The sequence below is a fragment of the Lentilactobacillus fungorum genome (assembly GCF_016860605.1).
Taxonomy (GTDB): Bacteria; Bacillota; Bacilli; order Lactobacillales; family Lactobacillaceae; genus Lentilactobacillus; species Lentilactobacillus fungorum.
On sequence record NZ_BNJR01000014.1, the window covers coordinates 53,210 to 66,187 of the forward strand.

11 protein-coding genes are annotated in these 12,978 nt (G+C 41.8%); 1 reads left to right on the forward strand and 10 read right to left on the reverse strand.

The window, feature by feature from the left end:
• Positions 1-21: 21 nt before the first annotated feature.
• The 5 genes from ptsP to YK48G_RS07805 form a co-directional block, all read right to left on the reverse strand.
• Entirely contained in the window at positions 22-1,755 is a 1,734-nt protein-coding gene (gene ptsP / locus YK48G_RS07785) for a phosphoenolpyruvate--protein phosphotransferase (RefSeq protein WP_203630163.1), read from the reverse strand.
• Positions 1,756-1,804: 49 nt separating this feature from the next.
• Positions 1,805-2,089, reverse strand: a complete 285-nt coding sequence (locus YK48G_RS07790; RefSeq protein WP_203630164.1) for a PTS sugar transporter subunit IIB — start codon at positions 2,087-2,089, stop codon at positions 1,805-1,807.
• A gap of 64 nt (positions 2,090-2,153) precedes the next feature.
• Positions 2,154-3,503: a PTS galactitol transporter subunit IIC gene (locus YK48G_RS07795; RefSeq protein WP_203630165.1), complete on the reverse strand. Its 1,350-nt coding sequence runs from the start codon at positions 3,501-3,503 to the stop codon at positions 2,154-2,156.
• 11 nt (positions 3,504-3,514) lie between these two features.
• A complete protein-coding gene (locus tag YK48G_RS07800) occupies positions 3,515-3,970 on the reverse strand; it encodes a PTS sugar transporter subunit IIA (RefSeq protein ID WP_203630166.1) in 456 nt (151 codons plus the stop codon).
• A gap of 210 nt (positions 3,971-4,180) precedes the next feature.
• Positions 4,181-5,971, reverse strand: coding sequence for an ABC transporter ATP-binding protein (locus YK48G_RS07805; RefSeq protein ID WP_203630167.1), 1,791 nt, complete (start codon positions 5,969-5,971; stop codon positions 4,181-4,183).
• Between the two features lie 215 nt (positions 5,972-6,186).
• Here YK48G_RS07805 and YK48G_RS07810 point away from each other — a divergent pair, with 215 nt between their 5' ends.
• Entirely contained in the window at positions 6,187-7,398 is a 1,212-nt protein-coding gene (locus tag YK48G_RS07810) for an MFS transporter (RefSeq protein ID WP_203630168.1), read from the forward strand.
• A 153-nt stretch (positions 7,399-7,551) separates the two neighbouring features.
• Here YK48G_RS07810 and YK48G_RS07815 read toward each other — a convergent pair whose 3' ends face one another.
• The 5 genes from YK48G_RS07815 to YK48G_RS07835 form a co-directional block, all read right to left on the reverse strand.
• Positions 7,552-7,875, reverse strand: a complete 324-nt coding sequence (locus tag YK48G_RS07815) for a hypothetical protein (protein ID WP_203630169.1) — start codon at positions 7,873-7,875, stop codon at positions 7,552-7,554.
• Positions 7,862-8,140, reverse strand: coding sequence for a type II toxin-antitoxin system RelB/DinJ family antitoxin (locus YK48G_RS07820; protein ID WP_203630170.1), 279 nt, complete (start codon positions 8,138-8,140; stop codon positions 7,862-7,864). Before YK48G_RS07820 ends, YK48G_RS07815 begins: the two co-directional genes overlap by 14 nt.
• Before the next feature lie 522 nt (positions 8,141-8,662).
• Positions 8,663-11,101 (reverse strand): DUF5776 domain-containing protein, encoded by a 2,439-nt coding sequence (locus YK48G_RS07825; RefSeq protein ID WP_203630171.1) that lies wholly within the window; start codon positions 11,099-11,101, stop codon positions 8,663-8,665.
• 312 nt (positions 11,102-11,413) lie between these two features.
• Positions 11,414-11,920 carry a pyridoxamine 5'-phosphate oxidase family protein gene (locus tag YK48G_RS07830; RefSeq protein ID WP_203630172.1) on the reverse strand — a complete coding sequence of 169 codons (507 nt, stop codon included), beginning with the start codon at positions 11,918-11,920 and terminating at the stop codon, positions 11,414-11,416.
• 18 nt (positions 11,921-11,938) lie between these two features.
• Positions 11,939-12,934 (reverse strand): D-2-hydroxyacid dehydrogenase, encoded by a 996-nt coding sequence (locus tag YK48G_RS07835; RefSeq protein WP_203630173.1) that lies wholly within the window; start codon positions 12,932-12,934, stop codon positions 11,939-11,941.
• Between the last annotated feature and the right edge of the window lie 44 nt (positions 12,935-12,978).

Here is a 12,978-nt window from a genome sequence, read left to right on the forward strand (position 1 = left end):
TTGTATGACTGTAAAGAATGTTTATTTCGTCCTACCTGCCAAACGCTGGTTAACCAACATCTCGACTTCCGCCGCCGTTTGGCATTTTGCCAATACTTCGTCAACGATTGCCGCACACTGGTCAGTTGTAAGGCTTCTCATTTGACTCCTTGACCGCAAAATTGAGCTGGCACTCATCGAATACTCATCGAGCCCCATTCCTAAAAGTAACGGTAAGGCTCTTGGGTCCCCAGCCATTTCACCACACATTGCCGCAATTTTTCCTTCCTTGTGAGCTGAATCGATCACATGTTTAATCAATCGCAACAGTGCCGGGTTCAACGGTTGATAAAGATAGGAAACAGCATCGTTGCCCCGATCAGCAGCAAATGAGTATTGAATCAAGTCGTTGGTTCCAATGCTGAAGAAATCAACTTCCTTGGCAAACTGATCGGCAAAGACCGCCGCAGCAGGAATTTCAACCATGATGCCAACTTTAATATTGTTACCAATTCCTGGCGTTTCTTTCTGAAGTTTTTGCTTTTCTTCAATAAAAATTTGCTTGGCCTTACGGAATTCATCCAACGTCGCAATCATTGGGAACATGATGCGGAGTTGGCCAAACTGTGATGCCCGAATCAACGCTCTTAATTGCGTCCTAAAAATATTTTGCCGATCCAGTGAAATTCGGATAGCCCGATAACCAAGGAATGGGTTCATTTCTTCAGGTAATGGCAAATATGGCAGCGGCTTGTCACCGCCGATATCCATCGTTCGGATGACAACCGGCTTGCCGGCCATGGCTTGGACGACTTGTTTGTATGACGTAAATTGCTGGTTTTCAGTTGGTAATGAATCGTTATCCATATACAGAAACTCGGTTCGAAACAAACCAATTGCATCCGCACCAACTTTCACGGCATCACTGACATCCTTTAAGGTTCCAATGTTTGCCGCAATCTCGAATTGTTTACCATCTTTAGACCGAGAGGCCACATTAACCATTTTCTCCCACTCAGCCCTTTGAACGGCAAATCGTGCTGCTTTTTTCTGATACTGTTTAATTTCATTTTGCGACGGGTTTACGATGACAATGCCATTAAGACCATCTAAAATAATTGAATCACCATTTGAGATTTCCGCCGTGGCCTGATTAGTCCCGACAACAGCAGGAATCCTGAGAGTCCGTGACATAATGGCTGAGTGGCTTGTTCGTCCACCTTCATCAGTAATGATGCCCTTAATATATTGCCGATTCATTTGTGAAGTGTCTGACGGCGTAAGTTCATGAGCAACTACGACAACTGGGCGATTAACCGCCGCTAAATCGGGTAATTTTGTCCCCAGCAAATGACTTAACGCCCTAATAGAAACATCTTTAACATCACTGGCACGTTCCTGCATATAATTGTTATTCTTCATTGTTGCCAATGTCTTAGTAAATCTTTCCGTTACATCAGTTAATGCTTGCTCTGCATTAACTTTGTCGTTTTTAATTTCAGCTTCAATTTCTTTAATCATGTCGGGATCTGACAAAATAGCAATGTGAGCCTTAAAAACGGACGCCTCATCATCACCCAAATTAGTCTTTGCCAAGGCTTGAATTTTCTCCAACTCCATAATTGACGAAGCAAAAGAATTATGAATACGCCTGATTTCATGATTAACATCTGTAACTAATTGCTTCTTAAACTTAAGCTTAGGTGCAACTAAGAGATAGGCTTGGGCAATCCCAATTCCGACACTAACCGGAATACCTGTAATCTTTTTGGACAAATAAACCCCTTCTTTTCAGCTTCTATCTTAGATCAATAAAAATCTTTGCTTAAAACCCAAGCTTATCTATAATTTGCTCATAAACGCTGTCAGCACCAATTCCAGTTAATAATGGAACAGCGTTAATCACTTGATCCCTTACATCATCCGGGACCACCACCGTGCTGACAAAAGCATCATAATCATCAATATTATTAATATACTGGGCAACTGTCCCTTTAAACGTGTTAACCTGATCAAGAAATCCCTTCGACGCCAAGAAGTCTCGAATTTTACCTTCTGCTACCGTCGACGTTGCCACACCACTACCGCATACAATCATAATCGTTTTCATTTTAGTCACCTATTCATTGTTCGGCTCAATTAATTATCGCTATCTCAAAGTTAACCCTTCAGCTTTAATTACGCTTTAAACTACTACTAATGTGAAATTTATTGTACCATATCATAATCAGTAAAGTTACTAACCCGATCAGGCCAATACCGCCCCACGTCATCGTTTTGCCAAGAGCTACCATCAGCCACGTTGTCCAGACGCCACCATCACTTAACACTGAGATAGAAGCATTAGCAGGCAAGCTCAATTTAGCACCATGCGCGGCGGCTGAAATAATAGGTGCTAACCACGATGCTGCATACAAGCTAATCACAATACTAACACCTCCGCCAATCAAAGTTCTAAATAAGTTCCCCCGAAAGACTGCCGCCATTACAGCAATCATGTAAGGGAAAGTTACCAAATCCCCAAACGGTAAAACATGGTTGCCAGGAACAATGACCGCCATGATTAGTGAAATGGGTACAAGTATCAGAGCCGTTGAAAGCACAGTCGCGTTCCCTGCTGCTAAAGCACTATCCATGCCAACATATACTTGGCGTTTCGTAAAGTGAGATTTAACCAATAAGTTAGTTCTTTCAGAAATTGGCGCTAACCCTTCCATTAATAAAGAAACCATCCGTGGCATCAATACTAAAAAAGCGGCGGTACTAACTCCCAACTCGAGAATTCGAGAAATTGAATAGTCGGCAAAGATTCCTATAATAATCCCCATGCATGAACCAAGTATGAGTGGATCTCCGAACAACCCCAATCGTTTTTGGATTGTCTTAGCATCAATCTTAATTCGATTGATACCTGGAATTCGATCCATGACCCAATTAAGCGGTAACGCAATTAGATATCCCGGAACTGAAGCGCCTTGTGGGAATGAAATCCCAGCTAACCCAAACTGTCTTTGAACATAAGGAGCAGACAGATCGGCTAGCAAATAAATTATCATAGTATGAACAATCATGGTTAAGATACCAAGATAAAAATCTTGTGAAGCAACGTATACCAATGATCCAGTGAACGCAATGTGCCAATAGTTCCAAATATCCACATCCAACGTTTTAGTTAAGCCGACATAAAGGAGGACAACATTCGAAATAATCCCAATTGGAATCGCACAACTGCCAAGTAATGTTCCATAAGCAATCGCCGATGCAGCTGGCCAGCCAACGTCAATTGTTTTAAGTGAAATTCCCCAATGTGCCATCATTGACTGAACGGCTAAGCCCAAATTTTGAGTCAAAAACCCCAAAACCAAATCCAAACCGATAAAACCGATTCCAATCGTCAACCCTGCTTTAAACGCCTTTTTAGGAGATAATTTTAAAATTAATGCAAAAACAAATAAGAGGATTGGCAACATTACGCTCGTTTTTAACCCCATAAACCATTGTAACTCCGCAACTATTATATCCATTGGGACCCCCCTTAATGTGCAATTCCAGCAGTTTTCATAATATTGATAAATGTGTCTTTGTCACGAACCGTCTGAAGATAGCCTAACATTTGATTATTTTGAAATAACGCCATTAAAGATTGTAGTAACGCCAGCTGATCTGTGGATTCTTTTAAAGCCAGCATGAAAATCAATTTAACCTGAATTTCCGTATTATCACCCATCTGGAGAAATTTAACCGGCCGTTTTAGCCGCATGAACGCTATTTGGGGCACTGTAACCTTATCTGTATCAGTGTGTGGAATTGCCACCCCAATTGTTTGCGTCTTGAGGGCTGTTGGAAATTGAGCCTCCCGAGCTAAAATTGCAGGTTTAAACGTTTCAGTGACACATCCTGCTTGGTAAAGCCTGTCAGCTAAGATTGACAAGGCACTTTCGAGGTCAGTTGCTTGCTCATCGAATAAAATGACGTTTCGATCAAATAACATGTTAGTCATCTCCAATTCAGATCATTTTGGACTCCCCTTAATAATATATCATCTAATCTGCCAAAGCCTGGATCTTGTCACGGCATTTCGTAATAATCAATACGAAATTTGAATTATGGATCAAAAGACGTCCAAATAACGACGAAACTCTCTCGCCATTTTCGGACGTCCTTTATATGAATATAACGTTTTTATGATTGGAGATGAACTTCACTCAAACTGCGCCTCATACAGCTGCTTATAATACCCATCTTGGCTCATCAAACTATCATGGGTACCGCGTTCAACAATTCGACCACCATCGACCACAAGTATTTGATCGGCATTGTGAATCGTTGATAGTCGATGAGCGATGACTAATGAGGTCCGCTCTTCCATCAGATTCTCCAATGCGTGCTGAATGGTTTTTTCAGACTCGTTATCTAGCGAAGCGGTGGCTTCATCCAAAACAACAATCTGGGCATCTTTGAGTAGCGCTCTGGCAATTGCAATTCGCTGCTTTTGACCACCAGAGAGCCGAATGCCCCGCTCACCTACTTGCGTTTGCATTTGATCTGGCAGCCCATCGATAAAGTCGGCAATGTCCGCTAATTTAGCAACCTCCCATATCCGATCATCAGCGGCTCCGGGTGTGCCATAGCGAATATTATCTGCGATTGTCCCATCAATAATAAAGATATCTTGAGAAACAATTGCGATGTTTTGCCGCAATGATTTTAGTTTGATGTGATTAATCGGCACCCCATCAAAATAGATTTGGCCGCTATCAACGTCGTAGAGTCGATCCAACAAATCAGTGATCGTTGATTTACCAGCCCCCGAGTGGCCGACCAATGCAGTCTGTTTACCAAATGGGATATCGAAAGTTACATCTTTGATAGCTGGCTTTTGAGTTTCACCCATTTCATCAGCTGCATATGCAAAGGTAACGTGATCAAACTTGACGCCTTGTTTGATAGTTGGGAAGTTAACCGCGTCTTTGGCATCAACAATTTCTGGTTTCAAACCAATAATGTGAACAATTCGGCCATAAGAAACTAAGGATTGCTGAAACTGATTCAACAATCTAGAGAAGGCGCTGATGGGGCTTTGAAGAATACTGACATAGCTCAGATAAGCAACCAACTCACCAATTGTTAACTGCTTCTTGAACACAAATAGCGTTCCCAATAACAGCACGATTGCTGTGCCTAAATACTGAATAAACGTGATTAACGGTGAAAAAATCGCTTGATTTCGAGTTGCCTCGATAATATTATCTTTATTCCGATTAGCAAGCTTGCTAAATCGACTCGACTCCAAGTCCTCCGTTGTATAGCTTTTAATCAGTTGAATTTGGGTTAATGTATTTTGCAGTTGGTTAGTCATCAACGCCTGCGACTGCCGCGCTTTTTGGTACGAATTCCGAATCCGCGTTCGAAAAATCCGAACGACTAAAAAGATTAACGGAAAGGTTAAGCTGACAGCTAAAGCCATTAACCAATTGACATAGAAAATAAATCCCAAAACGCCAATAAATGTAAACAAACTGCCAATCAGGGACAACATATTTGGTGAAATCAAGTTTTGTAAATTATTAATATCAGACGTTAATCGAACCATCAAGTCACCGGTCTTACTGGATTCAAAGAAGTGAGTATCTAACCGGATGAGGTATTGGTATAACTGATTTCGAAGTTTTGTAATTGCCCCTTGACTCATGACGCCCATAAAATAAGTAGACAGATAAGTAAAGATCCCAGAAATCGTAACCGTCAGCAGTAACAAAGCCACGACGATGATTAGACGTCCCGTATCTTTATTGGGAATCACGTGATCAATAATATATTGATTAAACTGTGGTAATAAGAAATCCATGAATGATAAGATCGTCAATACGGCGACGTTAAGGACCAGAATCCATGGTCGCTTGAGAACCGTTCCAAAAACAAACTTAAACATTGCAGTCATTGTAACGGCTTGATCCCGATTATCATCAACATTTTCTCGATGCTGCTGCATCCCCCTCGCCCCCTTATCAAAACCATTCGGTCAATTAATAACAACCAATTACATCATGATTATAGGGGAGATGTCAAAGAAATTGCTCACGTCATGGTGTCAGTCGTTTAAGAAGTTAGTTTAAATTGAAAACTAATCTTTTCGCTATTGATTGAATATGATACTATTTAATACTGTGCTTACTGCAAAATTAACTGTCATGAGGGAGACTGCAAATGAATCGTTTTAAATTACAATCAATTATTTTTGTTCTCGTTGCGTTTATGTTAGGCTGCAACGAATTTATTGTCGTTGGGATTTTGTCGGATCTCTCCAAAACGTTTGACGTGCCGTTGTCAATCATTGGTTATCTCGTGACGATCTTTGCGACCGTTTACGCCATCAGCACGCCATTTGTAACTGTTTTGACCAGCCGCTATAGTCGCTATAAGACATTATTGGCACTAATTGGGGTCTTTTTAATTGGTAACACCATGAGTGGGCTTGCAACCAGTTATCTTTTGATGGTGATTTCGAGAATGGTGACGGCCACCACGGCTGGTTCAATCATCTCTTTAGTAATGACGTTTGCCAGTACAATTGCGCCCCGAGACAAACGGGCGGGATTGGTTTCTTGGATCTTTGCCGGCTTTAGTATCGCTTCAGTCTTTGGCGTCCCAATCGGGGTTGCTGTAAGTACAAACTTCAGTTGGCGTTATGCCTTTTATGGCATCTCAGTGTTAACTATTATCACCTTTATTCTCTTAGTATTCATCCTGCCTCGAAACATCAAACAAACCCAAGGCACCATTAAAAATCAACTAACGTTACTGCTGGATCCACGAATCTACTTTGCCATCTTCGCAACTTTATTCATGGCTGCTACGATGTATGCTTACTACACCTACATTCGGCCCCTATTGACTACTTCACTGGGATTCAGCACGACGAGCTTAAACTGGCTGCTATTCATTATCGGCATTGTCAGTATTATTAGCAATCGACTGTCCGGTGTCTTGGCGGCCCGCCCTAATAGTTTACGACTAATGCCACGATTCTATTTAGCAGACATTGTTCTACTTCTATTAATGCCCTTTGCGTTACTCAATCAGGTTTCTGGCTTCTCGATCCTATTGGTTCTAACCTTAGTCGTCACCATCATGAATTCACCGATTCAGATTCACTTTTTAAACACGGCGGAAAGTGACTATCCACAATCACTCGTCTTAGCCTCTTCATTAAGCTCAATCTTTTTTAACTTTGGCATTTCTTTGGGTTCAGCAACCGCTTCTAGCATGACCGGCCTAGTCGGCTTGGATCATATCAGCCTTGGCGGTGCAGTCTATGCGGCTTTAGCGATGCTATTCGTTGTTTTGACCAACCGGGCGGTTAAGAAGCATGATCAGACCAAGGAGGCGCTGGGGCCCAATCTGAAAGTTGATAGATAAACATTGTTACTAAACTTGAGCAAATTGAATTTACCAAAATGACACCTGACCTATCTTCATAGATTGTCAGGTGTCATTTTAGTGTTCAAATGGCTACCACTCACATTGATATTGTAACTAAACTTAACTTACTCCCTCAATATAAAGTAAAAGCTAGTACCTTCGCAAGAAACTCGAAAGGCGATACGAATCGGCTACCGTGAGTTTTCCAATTACCTTAAAATTGGCAATTGTTTTTAGCGTCGTGACGGTTTTAGTCGTATCGATCCATGTTGGCTTATTTAGGCCAGCTTCTCTCCATTGCTTAATCTCAAAATAGTTATTTTGAATTTTTTTAGATTTAGATTGAAACTGGCTGGTAAGCTTGTAGAATCTGACTTCTTGGCCGTTATCCCAGACAATTAGTACCGGTCTTTTTTTGCCGCCCTCTTGATCAAAAAATCTGACATAAGTGATAGCAACATCATTCACCTTCATCAGACAGCCACTTTTCTAGTTTCTTGGGATCAGAAATATATTCATTAGGGACATTTTTTGACGCTTCCGCAACTGCAATATCTGCTTTTTCACGGGGTGATAATTTTAATTCAAATGGTAGGCTACCTGTCGCAGTAATCCTGCTATATAAAGCGTTAATGACAACGGTTGGATTAAGTCCTAATTCGTTTAAAACAGCTTCTGTACTGTCAGCCAGTTGCTTATCAACTTGAACTTGGATTCTTTTCTTTTCTTTAGTAGCCAAAATCACTCACCTCACTCAATTAGTACTTATATTCTACTTTTGAATGAGTTTGATTACAATCATTTTGAACCTTATTCAAATGAAAAACAGGCTCAAAATTGACTGAACCTGTTTGGATGAAATGTCAACTAATCAAACTATCTTGCTACTATGATTTGGAAACGATTTTAAAACGACTTCACCATTTCCTCATTTTCTTCATCAACATAGTAACCGACTCAACTTATCGCAACATTAACACTCTGTTTTTATTACATTTTCATAATTAATGTGTGAGCTGCTATTTTATAACCAACTAAGCAGAAATATCGGCGCTTTGGGACTACTTTTGATATGTCAGACAAGTAAGGGGAGTCAACAGCTACCCCTCGCAGTTTTGAACACAAAGATGATCAATCCACTCGACTTAGAGAGAATCTCATAGAATCATCTGCCGAGAACAAAGGCTTCTGGCAGCCTCAATCATGAACTTCAAAGGAGCAACCAAAATTGATCAGTTGCTCCTTTGAAGTCAACAAATTATTACTTGATAATTTTCACATACTTGCCATTAGCAGTTACATAACCACCAGCAACTTGATAACGCTTAGCCCCAAAGGTTGTCGTCGAATATGGGTGGGAATATTCCCACTTCTTAACCTTTAACACAGTGCCTTTCTTGATGTGCTTAGTACGTTTGCCAAAGTTAGCGTTGTTGTAACGGTAAATGGTTTTCTTAACTTTAATTTGCTTTGGCTGCTTAGTCTTAGCGGAAATCACTAACTTCCGGTTACCCGTAATGTAGTGACCATTACTCAAGAGATAACGCGTGGTCAAGTTATGCTTAACAAATCCCTTAACTTTCAGTTGAGTACCCTGCTTGAAGTTCTTAACCTTGCTCGTCAAGTTTTTATTCTTGTACTCATTGACACCCCCGGGATTGATTACCGTCAGTGTCTGGTGCGAAGTGTGATAGTAAACTGGGCGAACATAGGCGTACTTAGCAGTAATGTAGCCTCTCTTGCCGGCAGTCTTGCTGTAGTGGTTGACATCCCGCACAACATAGCGCAGGTTGCCCGCCTTGGACGTTGCATAATTTGTGACCACAAACATCGGTCGATTGATCCGCGGCTTCTTAACGTAACTGGCACTTCGCTGGTTCTTCTTGAAGTCCTTGTGCTTGTAAAGGTAAATCTTCTTCAAAGCATAAACAGCTTCACCCTTCTTGGCAAGCCCGGGAGTTGCTGATTGAGTCGTCGTTGTGCTGCCCGGGGTTGGCGTTGGATTAGGCGTTGGTGTAACTGGGTTAACTGGGTTCACCGGATTAACTGGGTTAACCGGGTTCACTGGAGTCGGTGGTGTCGGTGGCGTTGGGTTGCTATTCTTTGTATACGTCATCGTGACCGATTGGGCCTCGTTCGACAACGTATACTCAAACTGATTATTAGTGATGCTCTTAAATGTATAGTTATCGATAGTTTTCTTATAGGGGGCAGTTGATAAGTCAAATTTCTGTCCCACACTGCCATTCACAACCTGATCAGCTGAAATCGTGTGACTCACACCCTGCTCGTCAACATAAACATAGTGAATCGTTAATGGCTCAGCCGCAACTGGCTGTGACCTTTCACTAAAGATGTAAGTAACCGTTGGGGTGGCTGTTTTACTATATGTGCCAGTCTCACTACCATCAACGGTATAACTATTAAAACGATACTTTTGGTCAAGCGCTTGAATAATTCCTTGAATGGTTGCATTGTTTTTCAAATCATACGTCGTTCCAGCATCCCCTGACAAAGTTTGTTGCTGATAGAGTTGTTGGTCAGTACCATCCGCGAGTTTTTGAACAAAGCGGACATTAACATTACCCACACTATCATCGAGAGTGTATGGCTGAACAATTGCACCATCAAACATATGTCCAGTCGACCCAAACAACGGATCATCCCAGTACAATGTCAGAAAGCCTGAATTACCGGCCTTATTCAAATTTGTCCAAGTAACTGATTGTACTTTTTTGGAGCTAGAGCCACCATCGGCTGTGCTAATGTATGAGCTTGCAAATCTCGTTGTATTTAGTGACTTCTGATAATCATCATAATAGTATGGCAGGACTGGCACATTGGCCCCGTCAATATTTTTAATAACAAATGATGACATCGTATAACTTGAAACATTAGAATTTAAGCGAATAGTCGGTAATATGAAAATGTGCGAGTTAACGTCTGTGCTTGGCTGCAACGTTGCTTGCGAATTATTCAGAGGTGAAATATCAGTAATCTCGTTGGAAGAAAGGGCCACACCCTTCATCTTAAGATTAGTTACCGGCGTTAAATCATGAATATGGTTTCGCTGAAAATCAATATCAGTTAAATTTGATAGGTTGGCTAAAGCACTGATATCGCTAACGTACCCTTTCCTAGGGGTTACGTCCCATGGACCTCCATAATCTTTGAAAGCGCCAAGATAAGCAGATATTGAAATTCTTGTAAGCTCCTTTGCGTATTGAAGCCCAGTTAATGACTGAACATCCAAAATATTCTGTAGCGCTTGTTGGCTGTTAACCTGTGTATCTGTGCGTGCCGAGTAGGTCAACGCCGTCAGATTATCCTCAATCATCTTTTTAGTAATCTGATCAACGGATGATACCTGAACCCCATCATGCTGAAGTTCTGCTAACACCAATTGCTGCAACGCTTTATCTGGCATCCACTCGTCAATTTTGCCAGTTGCGTTCGGATCAATGTCATCTGCGGCCTTTTGCGTCGTCCACGCTGAGTTGACATGATCATGCAGCCAGGTATCGTGTTGCGCGTCGGTACCTCCCTGCCAAAATACCGGCGTTGAATCATCTGCTAAAGCCGTTGGTAATTCGTTTATTACGCTAAATGAAAACGCAAGGAACATCGTTACAATTGCTGTAAGTGCGGCGTTAATAAGCCGTCTTGTTCCTTGCTTTTTACGATTACTAATCTGATCCATATTAATATCCCCCTCATCAATTAATGTGATCAATCCGCACCTGTGTTCCCCAACACATACGGACAAATTGTCGGTGCAAGTTAATCTTACCATGAATTATTATTGTTTGAACATCTTTTTAGTAATCGTTTTCAATGCCAATATCTAAACTATTCAATTTATGGCAAGATATCCAAAAGCCCCTTTAAATTATCCGATAATGCCTCTAACCTAACTGCTAACTACCTATCCCAAACTCCCACCATCAAAAAAATGGCTGAGAGCAGTATCCTACTCCCAACCACAATTTATTATTTATTAACACCGATTATCTTACCTAAACCCTGCCTCACCAGCCAAATGTTCCTTGGCTGTATAAGCTTTCACCCGAATTCGAATCACACCAACGTAAGCCATCGTCTTCTCCGAAATATTAAACAAGTCGATCGACTGCCCCGTTTCATGTGACAATAGCAACTGCAAAGCATGCCGCTTAACGTCTAAGTCATCAATTAATTCAGCATCCCCATACCCCATCACACTTCTATAAGCAAAGCTCGGGGTATTTTCCTTAGGGCTTTCTGGTGTCATCAATCTGCCGCCATCGTCAATTTCAAATCCCATCCGGCCATCTTGTTTGATTAATTCACGTTTGTGGCCAACCGGGGCCCCGTGAATATACAAGGTTAACCGATCCTGCTCATCAAATTCATAGCCAAAATTTGTCGGCACAACATAGGGATAATCGGCTGTCCGAAAGCCGCTGTGAATGACGTGAGAGGCTTGTAAGATTGACTTGATTTCTGCCATGTCAATGACTTCTCGATCTTTTCTACGCATTCGATTAACTCCAATTGATTATGATTGACTAACTTGATGCGAACTCTTTTGACCTGATAAGACCGCCAAGACATCGTCTAAAGCAAACTGAACCATGTTTTCTACTGCCACTTCCGTGTAAAAGCCAATGTGGGGACTCACGTTAACGTTTGGCATAGCCAATAATTTCTTTAGGTTTTCGTTAGTTAACGGCTTGCCGGTAAGGTCTTGGCCAACAATCCCGTTTTCGCCCTCAATCGTATCGATGGCTGCCGCGGCAATTTCTTTGTTTTCCAAAGCTGCGACTAATGCTGGTGTATCAACCACTGGTCCTCGAGAAGCATTAATGAAGATGGCCGATGGCTTCATTTCTTGAAAGACTTTTGCGTTAATAATATGGTGAGTTTCGTCAGTTAACGGCGTGTGCATCGTGAGAATATCGGCGGTCTTGTATACCGTTTCGTGATCCACATAAGTTAAGGTGTCGTTTAATTCCGGTCGATGAATTGGATCTGCGGCAATCACCGTGGCGCCCAAGGCATTAAAGATTCTGGCCACAGCACTGCCGATTTTACCAGCCCCAATAATGCCGACCGTTAACGTATGAATTTCTTTGGCTTCCACGCCGCCCCAACTAAAGTCACCCTGATCTTCGCGTGCTTTAACTTCTCCGAGATGCCGCAATAACCACATCACGTGGGCTAACACCAATTCACTCACCGAACGCGGTGAATAGGCCGGCACGTTAGTTACCACCAACTTATTTGCGGCCGCTTGCTTTAAGTCAATAATCTCATAACCCGTACTCCTAAGAGCCAACTGCTTAATTCCAAAAGCGTGCAGTTGCTGATAAATGACGGGATCGCTAACAGCCCCATGCTGTAAAATTGAAACGCCATCGTATCCCTTGGCTAATTTGACCGTGTCGGCTGTCAATGGCACCGTGTTCGTGTCGACTTGGACGTTATGCTGCTTAGCCCAATCATCAATTGGCTTTTGCTCATCTGGACGAGATGTGTACATCAAAATTTTCATTTTTTACCCTGATTTCTTCGTTTTATCGTGCTGTTTATACTCAT